This is a genomic window from Polaribacter sp. WD7 (genome assembly GCF_003335085.1).
Taxonomy (GTDB): domain Bacteria; phylum Bacteroidota; class Bacteroidia; order Flavobacteriales; family Flavobacteriaceae; genus Polaribacter.
The window spans coordinates 19,051-45,481 of record NZ_QPEJ01000016.1 but is presented as its reverse complement, the minus strand read 5'-3'; the positions used below and the strand labels follow the sequence as shown (position 1 = coordinate 45,481).

The 26,431-nt window shown below is 31.2% G+C and carries 12 protein-coding genes and 3 tRNA genes; 11 read left to right on the top strand and 4 right to left on the bottom strand.

The window, feature by feature from the left end; genetic code table 11:
• A complete protein-coding gene (locus DUT90_RS04230) occupies window positions 1-1,248 on the top strand; it encodes a tetratricopeptide repeat protein (RefSeq protein WP_114425709.1) in 1,248 nt (415 codons plus the stop codon).
• Window positions 1,249-1,294: 46 nt separating this feature from the next.
• Here the strand turns inward: DUT90_RS04230 and DUT90_RS04225 are convergent, their stop codons facing one another.
• Together DUT90_RS04225 and DUT90_RS04220 are read right to left on the bottom strand one after the other, a co-directional pair.
• Entirely contained in the window at window positions 1,295-2,062 is a 768-nt protein-coding gene (locus DUT90_RS04225) for a C40 family peptidase (protein WP_114425707.1), read from the bottom strand.
• A gap of 16 nt (window positions 2,063-2,078) precedes the next feature.
• On the bottom strand, window positions 2,079-3,257 hold the full coding sequence (locus tag DUT90_RS04220; protein ID WP_114425705.1) for an acetyl-CoA C-acyltransferase: 1,179 nt from the start codon (window positions 3,255-3,257) through the stop codon (window positions 2,079-2,081).
• Between the two features lie 135 nt (window positions 3,258-3,392).
• Here DUT90_RS04220 and DUT90_RS04215 point away from each other — a divergent pair, with 135 nt between their 5' ends.
• From DUT90_RS04215 to DUT90_RS04200, 4 genes are all read left to right on the top strand, one after another.
• A complete protein-coding gene (locus DUT90_RS04215) occupies window positions 3,393-5,456 on the top strand; it encodes an HD family phosphohydrolase (RefSeq protein ID WP_114425704.1) in 2,064 nt (687 codons plus the stop codon).
• 98 nt (window positions 5,457-5,554) lie between these two features.
• Window positions 5,555-5,637, top strand: a tRNA-Ser gene (locus DUT90_RS04210).
• Window positions 5,638-5,650: 13 nt separating this feature from the next.
• Window positions 5,651-5,725 (top strand) — tRNA-Pro (locus DUT90_RS04205).
• Between the two features lie 29 nt (window positions 5,726-5,754).
• Window positions 5,755-5,828: transfer RNA gene (locus DUT90_RS04200), tRNA-Arg, on the top strand.
• A gap of 335 nt (window positions 5,829-6,163) precedes the next feature.
• Here the strand turns inward: DUT90_RS04200 and DUT90_RS04195 are convergent.
• The gene (locus DUT90_RS04195; RefSeq protein WP_114425702.1) at window positions 6,164-6,346 is read right to left on the bottom strand and encodes a hypothetical protein; all 183 of its coding nucleotides are present in this window, start codon (window positions 6,344-6,346) and stop codon (window positions 6,164-6,166) included.
• Window positions 6,347-6,412: 66 nt separating this feature from the next.
• Window positions 6,413-11,737: an MBG domain-containing protein gene (locus DUT90_RS04190; RefSeq protein WP_114425700.1), complete on the bottom strand. Its 5,325-nt coding sequence runs from the start codon at window positions 11,735-11,737 to the stop codon at window positions 6,413-6,415.
• A gap of 700 nt (window positions 11,738-12,437) precedes the next feature.
• On the opposite strand from DUT90_RS04190, the gene DUT90_RS04180 reads away from it, so the two are divergent.
• The 6 genes from DUT90_RS04180 to DUT90_RS04155 all read left to right on the top strand — a co-directional run bounded on the left by DUT90_RS04180 (window position 12,438) and on the right by DUT90_RS04155 (window position 26,426).
• Window positions 12,438-15,239: a triple tyrosine motif-containing protein gene (locus tag DUT90_RS04180; RefSeq protein ID WP_114425696.1), complete on the top strand. Its 2,802-nt coding sequence runs from the start codon at window positions 12,438-12,440 to the stop codon at window positions 15,237-15,239.
• A gap of 746 nt (window positions 15,240-15,985) precedes the next feature.
• The gene (locus DUT90_RS04175; protein WP_114425693.1) at window positions 15,986-19,153 is read left to right on the top strand and encodes a glycosidase; all 3,168 of its coding nucleotides are present in this window, start codon (window positions 15,986-15,988) and stop codon (window positions 19,151-19,153) included.
• A gap of 11 nt (window positions 19,154-19,164) precedes the next feature.
• Window positions 19,165-20,637 (top strand): glycosyl hydrolase family 16, encoded by a 1,473-nt coding sequence (locus DUT90_RS04170; protein ID WP_114425691.1) that lies wholly within the window; start codon window positions 19,165-19,167, stop codon window positions 20,635-20,637.
• A gap of 21 nt (window positions 20,638-20,658) precedes the next feature.
• On the top strand, window positions 20,659-21,510 hold the full coding sequence (locus tag DUT90_RS04165) for a family 16 glycosylhydrolase (RefSeq protein ID WP_114425689.1): 852 nt from the start codon (window positions 20,659-20,661) through the stop codon (window positions 21,508-21,510).
• Window positions 21,511-21,664: 154 nt separating this feature from the next.
• The gene (locus DUT90_RS04160; RefSeq protein WP_114425686.1) at window positions 21,665-25,123 is read left to right on the top strand and encodes a hypothetical protein; all 3,459 of its coding nucleotides are present in this window, start codon (window positions 21,665-21,667) and stop codon (window positions 25,121-25,123) included.
• Between the two features lie 13 nt (window positions 25,124-25,136).
• Window positions 25,137-26,426, top strand: a complete 1,290-nt coding sequence (locus DUT90_RS04155) for a glycosyl hydrolase family 17 protein (protein ID WP_114425684.1) — start codon at window positions 25,137-25,139, stop codon at window positions 26,424-26,426.
• The last annotated feature ends 5 nt before the right edge of the window (window positions 26,427-26,431 follow it).

Sequence of the window (26,431 nt, the reverse complement as noted above, 5' to 3'; positions counted from 1 at the left end):
ATGAAAAAACAAGTATTAGCGCTTACATTAGGATTGTTTTCATTAACAATTTTTGCGCAAAAAGACGAAATAAAGGCTATAGAAAAGGCTGTAAAAAAACTTGATTTTAAAGAGGCGAAGTCTCTTGTAAGTAAATTAGAGAAAAATGAAGATGCGATAGAAGAAAAGTATAAAGCAAAATATTACTTTTTAAAAGGCTCTGCTTACAGTAAATCTAATCTAGCTAAATCTGCTGCTGCATATAAAAAATTAATAAAAGTAGAAAAAGCATCAGGAAAAATTAAATACACCAAAGAGGCTAGAACCAAAATTAACGATTTGGTAACTGTAGCTAACAATAAAGCAATTGAAGATTACAATAGCAAAAATTATAAAAAAGCAGCTAAAAATTTTGTATTAAGCTATAAGTTAAATCCAAAAGATACTGCTTCTTTATTTAATGCAGCTACTAGTGCTTCTATTGTAAAAGATTATGATACAGCTTTAAAACACTATATTAAATTAAAAGATTTAGGATATACAGGTATTGCAACTACCTACTTTGCAGTAAACAAAGCTAATGGTCAAAAAGAAAATGTTGGTTCTAAAAAAAATCAAGAAACCTATGTTAAAATAGGAACTCATGAAAAGCCAACTTTTGAAATTAGTACTTCTAAAAAAGCTGATATCATAAAAAATATTGGTTACATTTATGTAAATCAAGGTAATCCTGAAAAAGCCATTGAAGCTTTAGGAGAAGCAAGAAAAGCAGACCCTAAGGATGTTAACTTAATTATGAATGAAGCTCAAATGTATATTGAATTAGATAGAATGGATAAATTTGGAGAGTTGATGCAAGAGGCTACTAAATTAGATCCTACAAATCCTACGTTATTTTTTAATTTAGGAGTAGTAAATCAAAATGAAGGTAGAATGGAAGAAGCTAAAAAATACTACGGTAAAGCTTTAGAGTTAAAGCCAGATTACCAAAATGCGTTGTTAAACTATGCAATTGCAATTTTAGCAGGAGAACAGGCCATTGTAGAAGAGATGAATAAAAACCTATCTAATTTTAAAAAATACGATGCATTGGCGGCAAAACAAAAAGCTTTGTATAAAGAAGCGTTACCATATTTAGAAAAAGCAGATAGTTTAGAAAGAAACTATGATAGTGTAAGAACTTTATTAAATATTTACGATACTTTAGAAATGACAGAAAAAGCTGATGCGCTTAGACCTGTTTTTAAAGAAATGAGAAGTAAACAATAGAAAATAACATTAATATAAAAACATCAAGTGAAAGCTTGGTGTTTTTTTATATAATTTTTTTGATAATTCTTAATTTGTGGGTATGCTTTTGTAAATCATGATTAAAAATTCCGCTATGATCTAGAGTATCTATTCTTACTTTTCCATATGCGTGAATAATATGATAATCCATTAATATGATACCAACATGAACAATTTCACCCTCATCATTATCAAAAAAAGCTAAATCTCCAGGTTCACTTTCTTCAATAAAACTAAGAACTTCTCCTTGTGTTGCTTGTTGATTAGCATCTCTTAACAAAGAATACCCGCAAAGTTTATAAACCATCTGGGTAAATCCAGAACAATCTATACCAAAGGGAGTTTTTCCTCCCCATAAAAAAGGACTATTTAAAAATAGAAATGCTTTTCTTAAGATTTCTTTTTTGTTTAATTTTTCAGAAAAGAAGTTTCCTTCAAAAGTATAAGAATCAGAACCAATTTGAATTTTTTGATTCGCAAACAGCGGTAAGTTAGATCCTAAAAGTATTGTGTAAAGTTGGTTTTTATTAGAAATGTATTCAACAATATCTCCTGAATAGTAAGTTTTAGAATTGTTTGTCTTATTAAAATCTTTTTCAGATAACAATAAACATTGTTTGTTATCTATAAAGCCTTCATAATTATCAAAACTTAAAGCTACTTTATACCAGTTTTCTTCTTTTTCAAGTATAGTAAAAGTTTCTCCAAACAATACCTGATTAATCATTTCAGATTTATCTGAAGGTGTAGCTCTTAAAGGAGCAATACTTAAATTACAGATACCATAATGCATATAAAAGAGTCTTTATTTATATTAGACTTTCTATAACTATAGCACTTGCACCTCCACCACCATTGCAGATAGCCGCAGCTCCAATTTTGGCATTATTTTGTTTTAAAATAGAAGTCAATGCAATTACTATTCTTGCGCCAGAAACCCCAAGAGGATGTCCTAGAGAAACTGCACCACCATTAACGTTAACGTTTTTATCTTCTAATCCTAAAATTTTCATATTTGCTAAACCAACTACAGAAAAAGCTTCATTTAATTCAAAGAAATCAACATCGTCAATAGAAATATCAGCTTTAGCTAAAGCTTTTGGTAATGCTTTTGCAGGTGCTGTAGTAAACCATTTTGGTTCATGTGCAGCATCAGCGTAACTTCTTATTTTTGCAAGCGGTTTTAGGTTCAACTCTTTTGCTTTATCTAAAGACATTAAAACCAAAGCAGCACCTCCATCATTAATTGTGGATGCATTGGCTGCAGTAACTGTACCATCTTTTGTAAAAGCAGGTCTTAGTGTTGGTATTTTATCTATCTTAACGTTCTTATACTCTTCATCTTCTGATAAAATAATAGGTTCTCCTCTTCTTTGGGGTATTTCTACAGGTACAATTTCATCAGTAAATTTACCATCCTCCCAAGCTTTTGCAGATCTCTTGTAAGAGCTTATTGCAAAATTATCTTGTTCTTCTCTAGTAAAACTATATTTAGTAGCACAAGCATCAGCACAAACCCCCATAGCTACATTGTCATAAACATCTACCAAACCATCTTTTTGCATTCCGTCTTCCATCATAATCGATCCAAATTTAGAGCCTTTTCTAGCATGTTGATAATGAGGAATACTACTCATGTTTTCCATACCACCAGCAACAACAATATCTGCATCACCAAGTTGAATTGTTTGAGCTGCTAGCATAATCGCTTTCATACCAGATGCACAAACCTTATTTATAGTAGTGCAAGGTACAGTGTCAGGAATACCAGCATAAATTGCGGCTTGTCTTGCTGGGGCTTGCCCTAAACCAGCAGAAACCACATTACCCATAAAAACTTCTTGAATCATATTAGCAGAAAGGTGAATCTTATCTAAAGCGCCTTTTATGGCAATAGCACCTAATTTTGGAGCAGGTATAGTAGATAAACTTCCCATAAAACTACCAATAGGTGTTCTGGCTACGGATACAATTACAACTTCTTTCATATGTTTAAAGTGTTTAAGGTATATTTCTAATCTACGCTAAATTAACTAATTTTAATCAATTTGAGTTTTATTATTGAGTTTGAATTTTTGACCTAAGTATTTTTATGGTAAGTTTGTTATTATAACCTAAATTCTATGAGTAACTTAGTCAATAAGCTCTATCAAAATAATACAATTATTTATAAAGTAATTCTCTTTTTAATTACTTCTGTAGCTATTGTTTATTTATTTCCTAAAGGAGGACAATTCAAGTACGATTTTAGTAACGGACAATTATGGAAGTATGATAATTTATATGCTCCTTTTGATTTTGCTGTTCAAAAAAGTGATGAAGAAATTAACAACGAGAAAGAAAAAATACAGGCAAATGCAAAAAAATATTTCTCATTTAACATTAATGCTGTTGATGATGTTAAGTCAAATTATAAGAAAAGGATAAACAGTGTTAAAGCCTCAGATTCTTTATCAATTAGGGAAATTGAAGACTTTATAAAAATAGGAAATTTAACGATTGAAAAAGTTTATAGTAGAGGTTTTTTAGATGTTGTAAGTCAAGAAAAGAGTATTCGTAAAGATGAACTAGTAGCCCTTAGAAAAGAAAATGAAGTGTCTGATGTGATATTTAAATCTTTCTATACCTCAAAAGAAGTTTTAGAGTTAATTACAAAAAATCTAAATACTTTAGAAAACAGAACCGGAAAAAAAATATGGTTAGAACTATTATCAGAAATCATAAATCCTAATGTTTCTTATGATGATGAATTTACTAATAAAGTAGTTAATAACGAGATAAAAAATATATCGTATACAAAAGGAAAAGTATCTTCTGGAGAATTAATTGTGTTAAAAGGAGATATTGTTGAAGGAAAAAAATTAGCTATTCTGAACTCTCTTAAAAGTGAATCTGAATCAAAGGTTTGGACAGAGTCTAACTATAATTGGATTATTTTAGGTTATACCATTCTAGTTTCTTTAGCATTATTAATGTTACTGTTGTTTTTAAAAAAATACAGAGTAGAGATTTATGAGAATAATAATAAAGTGACTTTTATTTTCTTTAATGTTTTTTTAATGATTTTAATACAAACATTGGTCATTAAATATAATTCTGATTATTTGTATATAGTTCCTTTGAGTATCTTACCTATAGTTTTAAAAGCTTTTTTTGATGCACGTTTAGGACTGTTTACTCATGTGCTTACAGTTTTATTGTTGGGCTATATAGTACCAGACAGTTTTGAGTTTATCTATTTGCATATTATTGCTGGTATTGTTACAATACTTACCGTTTCAGAACTTTATAAAAGAGCTAGTTTATTTATTTCTGTTGCACAAATAACACTAATATACATGCTAACCTATTTTGCATTTTCAATAATAAAAGAAGGAAATATTACTCAAATTAAATGGACTTATTTTGTGATGTTTGGAGCTAATGGATTACTATCATTTTTGTCATTAATCATCATTTATATTTATGAAAAAGTTTTTGGATTAGTTTCTGATGTTACACTGTTGGAGTTATCTAATACTAATAGTAGATTACTAAGAGAACTTAATGAAAAAGCTCCGGGAACATTTCAACATTCAATGCAGGTAGCTAATTTAGCTGAAGCCGCCGCCAATGAGATTGGAGCAAATTCTATGTTGGTAAGAACAGGTGCACTTTATCATGACATAGGTAAAATGTCAAATCCTCTATACTTTACCGAAAATCAATCTACAGGAGTAAATCCTCATAATGATTTATCCCCTGTAGATAGTTCTAAAATTATTACAGACCATGTTATTAAAGGAGTAGAAATAGCAAAAAAATATAATGTACCAGATAGGATAATAGATTTTATAAGAACCCATCACGGAACTAGTTCTACTTACTATTTTTATATCAAAGAAAAAGAGCAGAATCCAGAAGCTGAGATAGATATTAAAGATTTTCAATACAAAGGTCCAATCCCTTTTTCTAAAGAAACAGCCATTTTAATGATTTGTGATGCTGCAGAAGCAGCGTCTAAAAGCTTGAAAAAACCAACAGCTCAGTCAATTAGTAATTTAATTGATAAAATAACGGATAAACAAATGGCAGATAATCAATTTTTAAATTCGAACATTACTTTAAGAGAGATACAAGTTATTAAAAAGGTGATTAAAAAGAAGTTAATGAACATCTACCATTTAAGAGTAGAGTATCCAGAATAAAAACTTTAAAAAAGATTAAAAACATCTTGCTAAATTGTTTTTGTAATATTACATTTGCACTCGCAATTTTTGTTTCAGACATCGAGTTTGAGAAATTGGGAGAGGTGGCAGAGTGGTAATGCAGCAGATTGCTAATCTGTCGACCTTTTTGGTCGCCAGGGTTCGAGTCCCTGTCTCTCCGCTAAAATTGCACTCGGGGTGTAGCGTAGCCCGGTTATCGCGCCGCGTTTGGGACGCGGAGGTCGCAGGTTCGAATCCTGCCACCCCGACACAGTTGTCGTAACAACTTAAAAAATACGGGCTCTTAGCTCAGCTGGATAGAGCACCTCCCTTCTAAGGAGGCGGTCGAAGGTTCGAATCCTTCAGGGCTCACATAAAGCTTCACAGAAATGTGAAGCTTTTTTGTTTTTTATAGGTTTTAACAAATTGAATTTAAAGAGGCAAGAACAAAGTTTTACTATTTAATTATATCGTAGCGTTGTACTTTCCTCTATAAAGGATTAGATGCTGCTACACAGAAATAGACGTTTTCTAGTCTTTATAAATTCGACATAAGAAGAGTAGTTTTAGAAAATAAAATAAATAAGCTTAGGGTAGTCATAGTATCGTCTTATATATTTTTTTTAAAAGTTTAAATTTTATACGCGCTGTAGCCTCAAACTAAACTGTTTGTTTAATCTGAGGCTATTATGGTTTATATTCAAATTTTAATATGTTTTCAGTGTTTTTTTTTGTATTTGAATGAGTTTGTATATTCCGTAAGTTAATCCCACTATAACTAACATAATAATATTAGTATCTATGGGTAAGCTAGGGTTTCCTGGAGGACCTGGAGGTCCTGGAGCAGGGGGAGGAGGCATTATAATTAATGCTTTTATAAAATTTATCATTAGGGGATTTTTTAAATTTTAATAGTTATTGAACGATATGTTTAATATTTTTTTTACGAGATAGAATTAGTTAATAATTATTTTTTTGGTGATACTTCCTTTGTCTGTATTTATTTTAACTAGGTATACATTATGAGCTATAGTATTCGTTTTAATTTTGTAATCTAAGTTTGTATTTTCAAGTTTCCAAGAACCAATCTCTTGACCTAATATTGAAAATAGTTTTACTTTTTCTATTTCAATACTTTTGTTAACTTTAACTATAATTTCTTTACTAGCTTTATTATAATATGTAGATATACTATTGGCTAGATAATTATCAACTTTTAATGTGTTGTTTTGGTTGTAAAAACGGATAAAAAAACGATCTGAATACGTTCCTTTGTCTAGTGTTATTTTTACTAGCTCATCATTCATTTTGTAATACTGATCAGTAATTTTATCATATAAGAACACCTCTTGTTCTATTAAATTCCATTGGTCTATTTGAAAAGTTATTGATAGGTTTTTATCGACAACAACTTCTAATGGAACAGATAAATCTTTGGAAATTTCACCGATTCCAGCAATCACATATAAAGCATTGTTGTCTTGCGGAAATTTCCAATAAAAATCGGTATTATTTAAATTAAACATGTGACTGTCATAACCGTTGTTATAATGAAAAGAATTGTTTTTGTTGAAAGAAATACCTATTTGACGACGTACCAATTTTGTGTCATCAGCTCTATATTCCATACTTAATTTAAGTACCGGAAGTGTATTTTGTTTTTGTTTGTTTTGTGATTTAAAAAATACAGATTGAGTGCCTTCTTGTATATATTCTCTTTGGCTATTGTTAAAAACAATTGGACCTCCATCTTGATCTCCACCAACAAAGAAACCTTGGGCAACAGGGATGTATTCTCCAGGTTCTGTATACGTAAAACCTGAACCAGATGTAAAGGAGCAACTTATTTGCCCATCATCATCTTCTAAAATCATATTGTCAATAAAAATAGTATCATTATCATTAGAAGAAAATGTTACTGTATTGCCTTGTTCTAAACATATGGGTATGTCTAGTACAGTGTAATTTGCTTGAGTAGGGAAGTTTACAACTTGATTTTCGATTCCATTTATAGATAATGTTAGGTTTTTACCAGTTAAAGATCTGTAGGTTATTTTTAAAGATTCTATACCTCTAGCAATTCTAGGAAACGTTATAGATTCATTAGTATTATCAATGAGAACAACGTCATTACTCAAATCGTTTGTTGTGGTAGCTAAATTTAGTTGTGCATCTTCAGCTTCTAAAGTAATGTTAAAAGCACCAACCAAAGACTCATCATTAGCCACAACCCCCATAGCAATATTTCTAGTAGAATATCCCCCAATATATCCTGTATAGGTATGGCCTTCACTTTCGTTAACTTCACCAGCATGTTGCCAAAAGTAAAGAGTACCATTTATAGAGTTAATGTTGTCTTCAATAAATTTTTTTACGCTTATTGCAGAAGAAAAAGGATTGCCTAATAAATAAAACTCATTACCTCCTACAGCTGTGGTTAAATTTCCATCATTAGGGATTCCTGTAAAAGTATAATTCTGAACTGCGCCAGGACCTTTTAAGGTAAATCCATCTGTGTTTAAAATAGGGTTTGTATTTAGTTTTTGCACCCAATTAGAAAGTAAACCATCAGCACTGGCAAAGGTATATATCCACTCAGAAGCTATAGAGATAGGAGATGTTGTATCTCCATCTTGACCGGAAATAAAATTAATATCAACAGCAGAAGAGCTGCTACTAGTTGGGTTAGTACCATCTTTTAGGACATCGTTTAAAGTGAAAGAATTACCACTAGTTACTACAGGAGAACTCATGTAGTTGTACCTATATATGCTTGGTGATTCTGAATTTTGATCTATATATACTTTACCAGATCCGTTTATTTTGCTAGCATCGTTATGTGTTTGAATTAACTGAGCTGAATCTGCAAGTCTAATTTCGCTATTTGTATCATTAAAAGTAATATCATCAGTAACTACTAATAGATTATTGTTTATGGTTAGCTTTCTACCAGAATTAATTGTAAGTTCTTTAGCACTTAATTTTGAGGTTGTTTCATAATCTTCAGCAATAACAACCCTTCTTGTTCTATCAGGTACTCCATTACTCCAATTACCACCAGTTCTACTTGTAGGATTTGTTCTATGAACCCCCATGCTAAGATTAGAGTTTGGGTCTGCGTTAGATATCTCTGATATCAAAGGGTCATGAGGGTGTCTTTCTGGTCCTCCTGAAGCTAAGTCTCTATAGGGGTCTAAGTTATCATCAACAAAAGCAATCCATTCTGATGTTGTAAAATCTTGATTTGGACTTAGAACTTGATCAGCTCTAACGTAAGAAGTTGTATTGTTGATGTCAAATGATGTTTCGTATCTGTTTCTCCAAGCAGTAGTTCCATTAAGCAAACCGTTGGGATGTGTTAAAAGAAGAATATCATCACCATCAGAAAAGTTTGTGATAGGGTTGTTTATGAGTCCGGTATAAGAAGAACCAGAGTTAGTGATGAGTACTGAAGCTCCGGCAGCCAAATCTGATGTAACAGTATAAGTAGCACTAGGAACCACGTTTGTTTGATCACCAGAAGTGTTTGTGTAAAGTGATAGTTTAATGGTGTTTGCTAAAATAGTATTTGTAGGATGTATGTTTGTAATTTCTATGACTCTATCTGCAGATGTATGAAGAATTTGCGTTACCAAAGGTATACCAGATAGTTGGGAGTCTCTATAGTCAACATCACCTACGGTAAGTACATCACCGTCTGTGTCTTGTAGGGTTGTAGGGTTATTGATATTAGCATTTACATCTTCATAATTATCATCTGTAAGAGTGTTGTCTATTCCGTTATTACCCACAGTTCCGTCAGTTTTACCGTCTAAGTCGGCATCAGTTAAACCAGCTCCAGATTCTAAGATATCAAAAATACCATCATCATCAGCATCAATATCAACATAATCAGCATTACCAGACTCATCGGTATTGATAGCAGTTAGTCCTGTTCCGTATGCGGTATCTATACCAGAGGTTGAAAAAATACCGTTAGGTTGAATATAATCTATGGTGGATTGAGCTTCTATATTGTCTGGAATTCCATCGTTATCAGAATCTAGGTCTTTATCATTTGATATTCCATCTCCATCAAAATCTGCATCACTTGCAAAACAGGATTGTGGTTGGGTGCTCCAGGCAAATTTTGAGATAAAATGAAAGTCACTAGCAGGAGATCCTGAGATTACATTATGAATTAAAGATACTGATGAAAACGTATCATTATTACTAATAAACCCGATAGAAGACTCCATACTGTCACCAACAAGCATTTGTCCTCTAGATATATTATTATTGTCAAAAAAATCTACAGTGGCTACATTACCAGCTCCTATGGTATTATACTGAAAATAGCCAATTCTATTATTATCAGCAAAGATTTCATATTGTAGTATGGTGTTGGGATCTAAATCGTTACCTGTGTCTAAAATATCGATAATATCAAAACTAAAAGCGTGTACAGGAGTGTTGAAGTTTATATTTACCGAGTATACTTCTCCTGGAGTAAGGTCTGTAGAAGGTTGAATAAATACAACTTCGCTACCGGCAATAGTTCCTCTGGTAAATAAGTTTTCTCTATTAGCAATATTGGTAGCATTAGATGTATATGTTAAACTACCGTTAGAAAATGTCCCTGTAGAAGATGTTGCTGTTCCTGGAGCAGGGTTGTTGGGGGTAAATGTAAAATCATTATTAGTGTCTGTAACAGTTAAATTCATTCCCCTGTTAAAAGCAGCTGCTTGAAATCCTGATTCTTGATATCCTAGGCCATTTCCGTTGCCACCTATTGTAAAAACCTCAAAGTTATTATCGGAAAAAGTTATTCTATCTGATTGAGATGATGCCGCTCCAGAAATAACACAAACTTCATCTGTATCTAAAATACCATCATTATCATCATCTATATCTACGCCATCTAAGTATCCATCACTATCGGTGTCTTTATCTGTAATGGTCAACTTAGCACTTATATAGGTTATAGAATAGTTAGGGTTATTAAGTGTACCCCTTAAAATTGTGTAGCTTCCAATGGATTCTCCTTCTTCTCTAGTTAAACTACCTGTTAATGTATCACCAGGTTGTAATGCTCCTGATGTAATCGTATATGTTAAAGAGGGGTCTGTTTGCCCAATCTCTTTAGTTTGGGGTTCGGCAGTTACGGTTATAGGAATTCCGGTAATATTTTTAGAAATTAAAACTACATTATCTATCGCTATGTCTGATCTAAAACTATTTGCGATGATAGCTTCAAATCTAATGGTAATTATTTGACCATTATAAGCACTCAGATCTAAAGTTTCAGAATTCCAATCTATTCCTCTATTACCGCTTCTACTAAAGATATTTGTATAATTATTACCTCCATCATTACTTATTAAAATACTAAATGTACCTACATCTAGAGTAAGACCAGAAGAGTACATATGATAGTCTAAAGACATTTCTATACTCTCTTGTCCTGTAAAATCAAATTCTCTTTCTAAATAAGCTGTATCACCATTTATTCTTGGGTTAGATGCTTCAACAAACATAAACCAAGAACCCTCAGAGGCACCATTTTGAGGGCCTGTACCAGCAGAAGGTGTAATGTTTTGTCTATTTAGCCAGTTAAAATCGTCTTCAGCTGTTGGATTTGACCATCCATCTAAAGAATTTTCGAAACTAAAACCGAGTAGGTTTACATCAGGATTATCATCAGATGTAACAACAACATTATCTATAGATATATCTCCTTGCCAACTATTTGCTCTAATGGCTTCAAATCGTATAATAATATTTTTACCATCATAGGCACTTAAATCTATAGTTTGAGATAACCAAGAACTACCTTGATTGCCCGTTCTTGTAAATACGGTGTTAAAAGAAGTTCCTCCATTTTCGCTGATACTTACATTAAAGGTTCCTATGTTTGCAACAGCATCTCTAGAAAACATATGATAATCTAAAGCAATTTGAGCATTTAGTTGGTCTCTGAGGTCAAAGTTTTTTTGAAGATATGCATTATCACCTTCTGTAAAGCCAGACATTTCAACAAACATGAAGTAATCTCCTGTAGATCCAGCTCCGTTTTGCGGTCCAGTACCAGCAGAAGGTGTATTTTGAAATCCATTAGTCCAATTTAAGATATCTCCAGTAACGTTTGACCATCCATCAAAAGAATTTTCAAAATCTGAAACTTCGTTGAAAGCGATAAAATTACTGTTATTTCTACTATTAGTAGTGTACGCAATTTGATAACAAAAAATGCATATTAAGAATAACGCTAAAAAAAGATTAGCTTTAAATTTAGGGGTCATAAAGTAATTATTTAGGGGTGTTTATAAAGTAAATTACTCTACAAAACAAGGTAAAAGTATTAAAAGTTAAAGAAAAATACAAATGTATTACCTATTATTTATAAAGAATAGGTATATGCTTAACACAAAAATAATTTTTTTATTAGAGAAATTAAGTTTTGTTTTTAGAAAGAACATATTAATTTATAAGAGCGTGGTTATATAACTTTTAGCGAAATTAACAAGAAAATTTTCTAATCTTTACTGACCTTGTTAAATTCTTTAATCATATAATATGCCCAGATTATAACACAAATTGCTACAAATATCGATAAGTATAAAATGATATTATCTGCGTTCACGATAAATTAATTTTAGGTAAATCATAACTCCTAATAAGGTAGGAGCCCATAGTCCAAGAAAAATACCATGTAATTTATCTCCACTAAGAAATAGGTATTCAGCTACAAGTATTATTAAAATACATAGAAAGAGCATTAAAAAATTTGCTACTCCAAGCTTTTTTAGAAAGTTCATAGAATAAAAAAATTTTTATAAAATTAATCTTTTTAAGTTGTAAAAGGAAATTTTTTCAAAATTTAATTTCTAACTGTTTTTTTTTTGGTAAATTTCACTATACATATACTTTACAAAAATAGATTTTTGTATCTCAATTTATTTTCAACATAGTATTTTACCCATACAATAATTAATTTTTTATATGAATTTTAAAAATAAACTTATTCTAATAGTTTCTCTGTTAACTAATTATTTAGTTGTAAGTCAAGAGTTTCCACCTATTATTAGTTTTTTTTCTGAAGACTATCAAGCTGAAAATCAAAACTGGGGAATCACACAATCTGATAAAGGATTAATTTACGTTGCTAATAATAAAGGTCTTTTAGAATACAATGGTGCTACATGGCAAGTATATCAGACACCTAATGAAACAATAATGAGATCTGTGGAATTTTACGACCAAAAAATTTTTACGGGCTTTTATATGGATTTTGGTTATTGGAAAAAGAACAATAAGGGAATTTTATATTACACTTCTATTGTTGAAACCCAAAAAATAAAAATGCTAGAAGACGAGCAAATTTGGAGTATTGTTGAAATTGATGGTTGGATGCTTTTTAAATCTTTACAAAGAATTTATTTATATGATTTGCAGACTAAAACGGTTAAAGTCATCAATTCTGATTTTAAAATTAATAAATTAGTTAAGGTAGATGGTATTATTTATTTTCAAGAAGAAGGGAAAGGTCTTTTTAAGATAGAAAACGGAAAACCAAAACTAGTTTCTAATCATGCTATAGTAAAAGAAAACCTTATAGTAGAAGTATATAGTAAAGCAGGTAAGTTGTTTTTTATAACTCAAGAAAATGGTTTTTTTTATTTGGAAGGGATAACCCCTGTAAAATGGAATATTCCTGCCGATAAATTTTTATCTGATAAAACAATTTACAGTGCAAAACTACTTAAAAATAAAAGTTTTGCTTTAGGAACAATATCTAATGGATTATTGAATTTAAATGAAAACGGAGAAATAAATTATTCTATAAATCAAAGTTCTTATTTAAGTAATAATACGGTGTTGTCTATTTTTGAAGATAGAGATCGTAATATTTGGTTAGGCTTAGATAATGGAATAGATTGCGTAAACAACACATCACCTTTTAGAATGTATGACCTAAAAAGTGATTTTTTGGGTACAATATATACTTCTATTATTTACAGAGATGCCATTTATTTAGGAACCAATCAAGGATTATTTTATAGAAACTTAAATAGTGCGGAAACTTTTCAATTTGTCAAAAATACTCAAGGTCAAGTTTGGAATTTAAAAGTAATTGATGATAAGCTTTTTTGTGGTCATGATTCAGGTGTTTTTAGGGTTGATAAAAGTAAAGCAATTAGTATTTTTAATAGACAAGGTACTTGGGATGTTATTCAAATTGATAACAATAAAATTCTTTTAGGAACATACAATGGTTTGTATACTCTAAAAAAAGAAAATGGTTCTTGGTTATACAATGATAAAATAAAAGGATTTGATAACTCAAGCAAATATATTGTCCAACTCAACCAAAATGAATTTTTTGTAAACCATGAGTATAAAGGTGTTTTTAAGTTAACAATAGATAATGATTTCAAGAAAGTAATTAACAATCAAAAAGAAAGCTCTATAGAAAAAGGCATACACTCTAGTATTCTAAATTATAGAGATAAGATATTGTATGCGAACAGAAAAGGTGTTTATCTTTACAACAAACAAAGTGGTAAGTTTGAAAAAAACACCCTGTATAGTAGTTTAATTTCTGACGAAAATTTTATTTCTGCAAAACTAGTTCATAATCCTTCTAATGATAAATTATGGTTTTTCTCTAGAGATTATATAAAATATTTATCTCCTGGTAAATTAAGTGATAAACCTAGTATTACTACAATACCAATTGCAGAATCTTTACCCAAAGCAGCATCTGGTTATGAGAATATAATTCATTTAAAAAATGATGTTTATATCATAGGAACTTCAAATGGTTATATACAAATGGATTTAAAATCTATAAAAGAACCAAAAAAATTCAATATATACATAGATAAAATTGAAAGCTATGAAACTGATGGACCTAGAAAAAACTTAAATATGCAAAATGATGTAGAATTAAGCTATAAAAATAATAATTTAGAAGTTTTTTTTAGTGTTCCTAATTTTAAAAAGGCACTAACCACTAAGTACCAGTATCAATTAGAGGGGTTTAATAAATCGTGGAGTAATCCTTCAGAAAATCATACAGTTTTATATGAAAACCTTTCATACGGTAGGTATACTTTTAAGGTTAGAGGTTTAGTTGGCGGAATACCAAGTACAAATATTGCAAAATATTCTTTTACCATAAATAGACCTTGGTATCTATCTAATTTATTTATAATTATTTATGTTTTAATTTCTTTATTTTCCTTCTATACTGTGCATATAATTTCTAAGAGATATTATAAAAATCAGAGAGAAGAGTTATTAGAAAAAGCAAAAAAGGAAGCAGAGTTAAATGAGCTAGCAAGTTCTCAAGAAATAATAAAGTTAAATAACGAAAAGTTACGAAATGATATAGAAAATAAAAATAAAGAGTTGGCTACATCTACAATGAACATTATTAAAAAGAATGAGTTTTTAAATACAATAAAAACAGAATTGATTGAAGGAGGAGATAAGAATGTAGCTAAAGTTGTAAAAATTATAGATAAAAATTTAAACAACACAGATGATTGGAAAATGTTTCAAGAAGCATTTAACAACGCTGATAAAAATTTTCTAAAAAAAGTGAAAACAAAACATCCTAATTTGACTCCTAATGATCTCAGGTTATGTGCCTATTTAAGATTAAACCTAAGTTCAAAAGAAATTGCACCATTACTTAATATATCACCTAGAAGTGTAGAGGTAAAAAGATACAGATTAAGGAAAAAAATGGATTTAGATCATGATGCTAACTTAACTAATTATATACTAGAAATTTAACCCGTTGTGTATTTTGGTGCAGAAACTAGATAAATGTCAGTTCGAGTGATTTTGAGGAACGAAAAATTGTATCGAGAACTATTATTTATAAACTAAAAATTCTTATTCTCGATACAAATTTTACTCATTTCAATCATAAAATCTACTCGAATTGACAGAATTTTTCAAAATGCACAACAGGTTAGAGATTTAATATATTAACATTAAGGTATTTTGTTTATATTTATTTCATTATAATTAATCAGATTAAAAATATAACAAACACTACAGTTTATAAATAAGACATTACAGTTTTTATTTTTTAGTTCTTTCTTGAAGATCTTGTTGTCTTCTGTGATTTCCAAAAAATGTCAATTTAAATTTATATATATTAACATATAATTGAGGAACTTCAAAACACAAAACCAAATACATTAGATTGATTTTAACATATACAGATTTTTTTTAAGTTATATAATTGTTAAACATCACATACATTTTACCATACATTACCCATACAATCTACTTTATTGTCTATTTAATCATATAAAAAAACAAACAAAATATAGCTATTTTCTTGTGTGAAGTAGTGTTTTTTGTATTGTATGTTTTTTGTTGAGGTATTTTTTATTGTTTTAATAAAAAAATAGCCATAATTTTATGTAATTCAAATAATCACTGAATTTTGATTTTGATTTTCTGTGAAATTCTTATCAATCAATAGGCTTGTAAAAATCAAATTTCATCATCAATTAAACATTATAATTATGAAAAACAGTTTACTAAGATTAGTAGTTATCTTACTTACTCTAGGTACTTATGCACAGAACAAAACAGTTTCTGTGGTACAAGATGAAAAGGGTATGAGGCTAGAGGTAAATGGTCAACCATTTATTGTAAATGGTATCAATTGGGATTATGTTCCTATAGGTTACAATGTGCTAGATGCAAAATTTTGGGAAAAATCAGATGAAATCATAAAAGCAGGTTTAGATCAAGAAATGCCTTTATGGCAAAATATGGGTGTTAATGCAATTAGAACTTATATAGGTATGCCTCCAAAGTGGATTACATATGTCTATGAGAATTTTGGAATCTATACAATGATTAATCATCAATTTGGAGCCTACGGACTAACCCTAGACGGTGTTTGGTACCCTAAAACTAAATACGGGACAGCTAAAGTTAAAAAACATCTTATAGAGGCCTCTGTAAAAATGGCAAAAATGTACAAAGACACACCAGGTTTGTTGCTTTTTATGCTGGGTAATGAAAATAATTATCACTTAACTTGGGAAGGCGCAGAAACAGATGAAGGTATTGTAATAAATGATCAAGATAAAGCCAAAAGAGCAGAAGCTAGAGCAATGTATAGGTTGTTTAATGAAGCAGCTTTAGCCATTAAAAAAATAGATCCTAATCATCCAGTAGGAATATGTAATGGAGATTTATTGTATTTAGATATTGTAGCAGATGAATGTGTAGATTTAGATATTTATGGTACTAATATGTATCGAGGAGAGTCTTTTTATGATGCTTTTGATAGAGTTAAAAAAGAGTTTAGAAAACCAATTTTATTTACAGAATTTGGTTCAGATGCATACAATGCAAGAGATAATAAAGAGGATCAATTAATGCAAGCGCATTATATGGTAAGTAATTGGAAAGAGATATATGAAAACGCCTACGGACTTGGTAAGGCTCAAAACTCTATAGGAGGGTTTACTTTTCAATCTAGTGATGGATGGTTTAAAGCAGGTTTTGACGATAGAAAAAATGCAGATTTACATGATACCGAGGCTTCATGGGCAAGTAATGGTTATAATAGAGATCAAGCCAAAACAGGAGATAAAAACATGAATGAAGAATGGTTTGGTATTGCAGCCAAAGGGCCAACAGATATTAGGGGTTTATACACCCTATATCCTAGAGCGTCATATTATGCCTTAAAAGAAGCACATACTTTTAACCCGTTTAAAAGTACCAAAGAAGATTTTAAAAATCATTTTAATAAAATCAATCTTATGGATGCTGTTTTAAGAGCAAGAGGAGATAAGGCAGCAGTTGGTGGAGGTCAAAAATTACAAATTAGTAATTTACAAGCAAAATTTACAACTTTTAATACAGGTGGTTCTTTAATAACAACACCAGAGTTGTCAGATGGAACAGGTGAAGCTTTTCCAGATAGACAAGGCTTTGATCATATGCAATCTTATTTTGTTGGTATACAGGGTAAACCAACCAACAATATGAGAGCAGAAGTAAATTTTAATATTTTAGGAAATGTAGCAGGTAATCCTATAAATGAAATTTTTTATGAAAATGTTGGTAGACCTATACAAGTCAACTCACCCAACGGACCAATAACACTTACAGATAATAATAGATTAAGAGTATACAACGCTTCTTTTGAGTGGAATGCAGAAGATTTTGATATGAGAGGTTTTTATAGAACAGGTCATTATCACTGGGGATATGAAGGCGATTTTTTTGGATTGTATCCAGAAGCAAATTATGGTCCTAATTTAGATATTTACAATGGAGAGATTTTAGGTGTAGAAGTAGACGGTAAAGGAGCCTTAAAAGGCTTAAAGGCTGCATTTGGACCGCAACTTTGGTGGGGGGCAAACCCAGCAGTTTTGTTAAAATATCAAAGAAAACTAGGTAAATTAGACTTTTCTGCAGTATATCACAGAGATATAGTAAACGGTAACGGTGTAGATGAAAACGGAAATCGTATTCTAGATCCAGCACAAGCAAGATCGGGTGTAATTCCGGCATTACCTACAGAAAGAGCAACAATAGCTTTTGAAAAGAAAGGCAATCATTTTGGATGGATTTTAGGAGCAATGTGGGGAGGTAGACCCTTAAACGGAAGAGTTTATCAAGATGTAAGAGATAATGGAGAAGTAGTTAATGATAGAATTCAATCTAAAGACAATTGGGGTGGTAAAGCTAAGGTAACTTACACAAAAGGAGGCTTTAATTGGTATGCTCAAGGTTCTGTAATGGGCTTGGTAGCTAATGGAGGTGTAGATCCAACATTAACTTTTACTGGTTGGAAGTTAAAAGATTCAGGTAGTGGTAACATGGCAAATTTCCTTTCAGGAATAGCTTATAATTTTGGGGGAAAATTTCAAATAGCACCAAACTTCTTGTACCAACAACCTTTAGTAGATCCTATATCTAATACAGTTGCAGCTCCAGGTAGGTTAAGAAACTGGGTAGATGATCCTTTTTCTGTTAGAGGAGGAAACAGAGAAACTACAGGAGGTGAAATTTTATTTACTTTTGATCCTACCCCAGCAACTTACATGTATCAATGGGATAATGATAGAGTAGAAGATGCAAAATTTGCATTTAATTTAGGTTTTGTTTATCGTCATTTACCAACCACTCAAGACGCTGCAATAGGTTTTTTACCAGATAGATCTTTCTTTGCTTTTGCACAATCTGCACCTGCACAAGATTTGTGGGAAATTCATTCTAGAATGGTATCCAAGGTACATTCAAATCTAGGTCTAATAGCTAACTTTTACTATGGAACTGGTCAAGCTAATGGAGATAGTGAGAGAACAATTTACAGAGGTGGAGCAGACTTAAGAATGATTTTCAATAAAATGAAATTGACAGGAATGGTTAAAGTTAACGATTGGGGACCTTTTGACTATCATAGAGACTTTAACCTCACATTTCCTTTACAGTTAGTATTAGATGTATCTACATCATTAGGTAAGCCAGATTGGTTTATTTTACCAGATACTAAGGTTGGTATAATGGGCACGTGGCGTTCTCTTAATGAATTTTCACCAAGATATTCACCAACTACAACAGCTAGTGCATTTGCAACCCAACCAATATTAAGTCCTGTAGGGTTTCCAAACGGTTCAGAGTGGGAAATTAGAACATATATTCACATCAACATAGGAAAATAAACAAGAACAACATGAAAACAAGAAAATATAAATATTTAAAAATCACATTTTGTTTAAGCTTAATTCTAGTAATAGCTACAAGTTGTGAAAGAGAGATTTCGGATAATGCAGTTCCTGCGACTTTTCCAACAACACCGTTTATATATACAGATAACCCTGTAGGTCTTACAGATGAATTCTTTATTTCATTTGACCCAGCTGTTGGTGCAAATACAGAAGGTTTTGGTACAGATAATGATGTTGCTTTTGAAGGTACTAGTTCTATAAGAATAGATGTGCCAACACCTAGTGATCCTAATGGTAACTTTATTGGGGGTATTTTTAAAGATAGAGGTGCTGGTAGAGATTTATCTGGCTACGATGCATTAACATTTTGGGCAAAAGGTACAGTAACAGCTACAGTAGAAGTTGGTTTTGGTACAGATTTTGAATTAGATCAGTTTCCTGTTAGCACAAGGTTTCAATTGTCAACAGATTGGAGAAAAATAACCATTCCTATTCCAGATGCATCAAGATTAACCCAAGAAAAAGGAATGTTTTTATTTTCTGCAGGTTCCTTTGATATTTTGCAAAATGATGATCCTGCTTTAGGTTCTTCTTTTGATGATAACATTGGATTTACCATGTGGTTTGATGAAATGCAGTTTGAAAAACTAGGAACATTAGGTCAATTAAAACCAGCTATATTTAATGGAGTAGATCAAACTGTAGAAACCTTTTCTGGCTCTAGTATTCAAACTACAGGTATCTCATATACAGCAAATTTAGCATCAGGTGTAAACCAAACAGTAGAGTTATCTACTAATTATTTTACATTTAACTCTTCAGACACCAACATTGCTACCGTTTCAGAAACAGGAGAAATTACTGTTTTAAATGAGGGTACTGCCGTCATAACAGCAGCAATAGGAGATATAGATGCAGCAGGATCTTTAACAATAACGGCTACAGGTCCGTTTGAAAATGCTCCAATCCCAACGCGTCCAGCAGCTAATGTTTTATCTCTTTATAGTGATACTTATTCTGGTGTAACAGGTTTAGATCCTGGGACTTTTAATGGTAACGGTGTACAAATAGAAACCTCTAGCTTTAACAATAATCAACATATAATTTATGGTAATTTAAATTTTGTAGGTATAGGATGGGACGGAACTGTAGATGTGTCTAGTTTTACACATATTCATGTAGATGTTCAGTTAACAAGCCCTCCAGGAACCGCCCTTACAGTAGAACTTATAGATTTTGGTCCTAACGATACAGATAATGGATTACGAGGAACAGATGATACTGCAGGAGGATTTAATGCAACCAGTCAATTAAGAGAAGGAGAATGGGTAGGTTTAGATATTCCGTTAAATGCTTTTACACTACCAACTGGTGGTGGTGGCTCAGGCTCTCCTAATTTAAATAACATAGGATATTTTGTGTTAGTATCTAACAGAGGCTCTTTCTTAATTGATAACATTTATTTCTACAGAAATTAATAACCTTTTAAAGTTTTACAAATGAAAAACATATTCAATTACAAGATATATATCAAAACATTCATATTCGCAAGTGTTTTAATTTTAGTTAGTTGTGAAACAGATACTACACAAACTGTAACTACACTTAATAATTTAATTTGGCAAGACGAATTTGATGTAAACGGAGCTGTTGATACAACAAAATGGGTTTTTGACTTAGGTGATGGGTCTGAACAGGGCATTCCTGGTTGGGGTAACAATGAATTACAATATTACACAAACAGACCAGAGAATATTATTGTAGAAGATGGTGCCTTAGTAATTACCGCAAACCAAGAGGCTTTTATGGGGTCTTCTTATACATCTGCAAGAATTAATACTAGAGGTTTGTTTGAGCAACAACATGGTAGATTTGAAGCGCGCATACAGTTGCCTACAGGAAAAGGAATATGGCCAGCTTTTTGGCTTTTGGGTGATGATGAAGGGGGTACGTTACAATGGCCACAAATTGGTGAGATTGATATTATGGAATATTTAGGAAATCAACCAACCATAGTATTTGGTACTGTTCATGGACCTGGATATTCTGGAGGTGAATCTATATCTAAAGAATACCAACTTCAAAATGATAGATTTGATAATGGTTTTCATGTTTTTGGAATAGAATGGAGTCCCAATAGAATTAATTATTACGTAGACGGAGATTTATATCAATCAATAACACCTGAAACTGTTGAAGACGAAACAAATGGCCAAGGTGAATGGGTTTTTAATAGACCGTTTTACATTATTCTTAACGTAGCCGTTGGTGGTAATTTACCCGGTTCTCCTAATGATGAGACTCTTTTTCCTCAAAAAATGTTAGTAGACTATGTTAGAGTGTATCAATAAAATATAGGTTAGAAGTATTAAAAAAATATAACCAATTTTTTTCAGAATATAAATTTTTCAAAATCAGTAATCTGATTCTGCGGATTACTATAACCAAAAATTAAAACAACAATATTGTTTTCATGTCTAGGCATGTTTTAAGTATAACTTTATAATGACTAAGAAAACCATTTATTTAGGTAAGAATATTGCAAATACACAAGCTCTAGAAGTTAAAGGAGAACTCGTGGAATTTGATAATGAAGTGTATTACAAAATTTCCAATAGTAATACAATGAGGCCTTTTTTTATGAGCCTTGTAAGTAACTCAAATCATTGGATGTTTATTTCAAGTAATGGTGGGTTAACTGCTGGAAGAAAAGATGCAGAAAGTGCTCTTTTTCCATATTATACAGATGATAAAATTACAGAATCTGCAGACATAACAGGCAGTAAAACCATTGTACAAATCCATAAAGACAATAAAATCTTTATTTGGGAACCATTTTCTGATAAATATGAAGGAGTATATAAAATTAGAAGAAATTTATACAAAAATAGCTACGGAAACAAAGTTATTTTTGAAGAGGTAAACGAAGATTTACAGCTTACATACAGGTATCATTGGAATACATCTAATGAGTATGGTTTTATAAAGAAATCTGAGCTAGTTAATAATTCAGAGAGTAAAGTAGAGATAACTATTTTAGATGGTATTCAAAATATTTTACCTTATGGTGTAACATCTGCAATACAGGGTATTAGAAGTAATTTAGTTGACGCTTACAAAAAATGCGAAGTAGAAACAGATACCGGTATTGGCATTTACGCTTTGAGTGCAATTATAGTAGATAAAGCAGAACCAAGTGAAGCTTTAAAAGCAAACTTAGTTTGGTCTTTAGGAGTTAAAAACCCAATATACTTAAGTTCTTCAAGACAGTTAAATGCATTTAGAAAAGGAGAGGACATTGAACAAGAAATAGATGTAAAAGCAGAAAAAGGAGCATATTTTACAATACAAAATATCTCTTTAGAAAGCAAGTTATCATCTTCATGGATGTTGGTTGCTAATGTAAATCAAGATCTAAATGATTATCATGGTTTAGCTAAACTTATTCGTAAAGAAGCAAATTTATCACAGTTAATTCAAGAAAGTATAGATGAAGGTACATCGCATTTGGTAGAATTGGTAGGTGCTTCTGACGGATTGCAATTAGGTGAAATTCAACTTAGAAATACACGTCATTTTGCAAACACACTTTTTAATATTATGAGAGGTGGTATTTTTGATGATGGATACACCATAGAAAAAGAAGATTTTAAAGAGTACTTGTTTGCAGCAAATGTAGAAGTGTTTAAAAATCAGCAAAAAAAACTTACAAAATTACCAGAAAAATTTACGGTAGATTACTTAAAAAATAAAGCACAAACGAATGAAGACAAAGATTTTAAAAGATTGTGTTTTGAGTATCTACCGTTAAAATTTAGTCGTAGACATGGTGATCCTAGTAGACCTTGGAATCGTTTTTCGATCAATACTCAGAGTGAAATAGACGGGTCTAAAATCTTAGATTATGAAGGCAATTGGAGAGATATTTTCCAAAACTGGGAAGCTTTAGCTCATTCTTATCCTGAGTTTATAGAGGGAATGATTTATAAGTTTTTAAATGCAACTACTTTTGATGGCTACAATCCCTATAGAGTTACCAAAGGTGGTTTTGACTGGGAAATTATAGAACCAGAAGATCCTTGGTCTTATATTGGTTATTGGGGAGATCACCAAATTATCTATCTTTTAAAATTCTTAGAATTTATAGAAAATTATTATCCAGGCAAATTATCTGAAAATTTTACAGAAGAAGTATTTGTGTATGCAAATGTGCCTTATAAAATTAAGAGCTACCAAGAAACTCTCAAAAATCCTAAAGACACCATAGATTTTGATGATAAATTGCATCATAAAATAGACAAATTAAGAGCAAAAATAGGTGCGGATGGGGCTTTACTAACAGATACTAACAGTCATATTTATAGAGTAAATATGCTAGAAAAACTTTTGGCAACTGTATTAGCAAAAGTGTCAAATTTTATTCCGGAAGGAGGTATTTGGATGAATACACAAAGACCAGAATGGAATGATGCTAATAATGCTTTAGTTGGTAATGGAGTTTCTATGGTAACACTCTGTTATTTACATCGTTTTATTGTGTTTTTTGAAGAAGTTGTTTCTAACTCAGCTGTAGAAAATATCTTAATATCTGATGAGTTGGTCACTTTTTTTAATAAAGTTTTGACTTCCTTAATAGAGAACCAAGAAATCTTGTCAAAAAATATCGCTGACGCAGATAGAAAATCTGTTTTAGATGGTGTGGGTGAAGCAGGAAGCGAATACAGAGAAAAAATTTACAAAAAAGGGTTTCAGAATAAAAAAACATTGCTTTCTAAAAAAGAATTAATACACTTTTTTAACATTGTCAAAAAATACACATCACAAACTATAGATGCTAATAAGCGAAAAGATAACCTTTATCATGCTTATAATTTAATGACGGTAGAAAATGATCAAGAAGTATCTATTTCATACTTGTCAGAAATGTTAGAAGGGCAAGTAGCAGCTTTAAGTTCTGGTCATTTATCTTCACAACAAGCTCTGGCAGCCTTAGATGGTTTAAAAGCAAGTGCGTTGTTTAGAGAAGATCAATACAGTTACATTTTATACCCAAACAAAAATTTGGGTAGATTTTTAGATAAAAATAATGTTCCTCAAACAGCTGTTAATAAATCTAAATTATTGCAACAGTTGCTATCTGAAGGAAATAATCAAATTATAGAAAAAGATGTAGCAGGCAATTATCATTTTAATGGAAACTTTAATAACGCAGAAATTTTAAAGCATGGTTTAGAGAGTTTACCAAAAGAATATCAACCTTTAGTTGCAAAAGAAAAAGAGTTGCTTTTAAATGTATATGAAGAAATGTTTGATCATAAATCGTTTACAGGAAGATCAGGTACTTTCTTTGGTTATGAAGGGTTGGGGTCTATATATTGGCATATGGTTTCTAAATTATTGTTGGCTGTTCAAGAAAATTGTTGGTTGGCAATTCATAACAATGAAAGTGATGAGATTATTGGGCGATTGTTAGAGCATTATTATGAAATTAATGAAGGAATAGGAGTGCATAAATCACCAGAACTGTATGGTGCTTTTCCTACAGATCCTTATTCGCACACACCTGCAACAAAAGGTGCACAACAACCAGGAATGACAGGACAAGTAAAAGAAGATATTTTATCTAGAATTGGCGAGTTGGGTGTATTTGTAAAAAACGGAATAGTTACGTTTAACCCGAGATTATTAAGAAAAGAAGAGTTTTTAAGCAAGCCAAAAGATTTTAATTATGTTAACGTAGAAAATAATAAAAAAACAATAACACTTCCTAAAAATTCATTAGCATTTACCTATTGTCAGGTACCAATTTTATATCAACTATCTGATAAAAATAAACTACATATATTCCATACAGGTGGTAAAAGTTTTGAAATAAATGATTTAAAACTAGATACAGATAATAGTAATAAGCTATTTAAAAGATCAGGAGATATTAAAAAAATAATTGTTTCTATAAGACAGTAATCAATACAATATCATGAAAACAAAAATTATAAAAGCAATTGTTCAAGTACTAATAACTGCATTTGTTTGTTTTTTATGGTTTGCATGCAACTCTAAAGAAAAAGTAAAACAACACCAAAAAGTTGAAATGACAGCAGCAGATATTTTAGGTAATCCTAACTACTTAGCAATTTCCTACGGAGGTTATAGAGAAAACTCTAGAGACATTCAGCCCACAATAGAAGAGTTAAAAGATGATATGAAACTTCTTTATGCTATGGGAGTTAGAATAATAAGAACATACAATGTGCAACCTCAATTACCTCATGCATCTAATGTTTTAAAAGCAATAACAGCTATTAAAAAAGAAGATCCAAATTTTCAGATGTATGTAATGCTAGGAGCTTGGATAGATTGTTTATATGCTTGGACAGGTTTAGAACCGAATCATGATATAGAAAGTCCAAATAACGAAGGGGAAATTAAAAGAGCTATAGCACTGGCAAATCAATATTCAGATATTGTAAAAATCATAGCTGTAGGTAATGAAGCTATGGTAAAATGGGCTACAAGTTATTATGTGCAACCCAACGTAATCCTAAAATGGGTAAACCATTTGCAAGAATTAAAGAAAAAAGGAGAATTACCAAAAGATCTTTGGATTACCAGTTCTGATGATTTTTCTTCCTGGGGAGGGGGTGATGCTTCATACCACACAGAAGATTTGGTAAACTTAATAAAATCAGTAGACTATGTCTCTATGCATACCTATGCATATCACAACTCTCATTATAATCCAGAATTTTGGAAAATACCAGATAATCAACAAAACATATCTGATATAGAAAAAATAGACAATGCTATGTTACGAGCAAAAGAATTTGCAATGCAACAGTATGACAGCGTTAAAAATTATATGAAAAGCATAGGTGTTTATAAGCCTATTCATATAGGTGAAACAGGTTGGGCAACCACTTCTAGCGGGCATTATGGCGTAAACGGTTCTAGAGCTTCTGACGAATATAAACAAGGTTTGTACTACAAACATCTTAGAGAATGGACCCGTAAAGCAGGAATTTCTTGTTTCTATTTTGAAGCTTTTGATGAGCAGTGGAAAGATGCGCAAAACCCAAACGGATCTGAAAATCATTTTGGTTTAATAAACTTAAAAAACGAAGCTAAATACCCTATATGGAGTTTGTTTGATAAAGGAGTTTTTAAAGGATTAACAAGAAACGGTAAACCCATTACAAAATCGTTTAACGGAGATAAAAATGAATTAATGAAAACAGTTCTAGTACCCAATACCGAGTACAATAGGTAAAAATT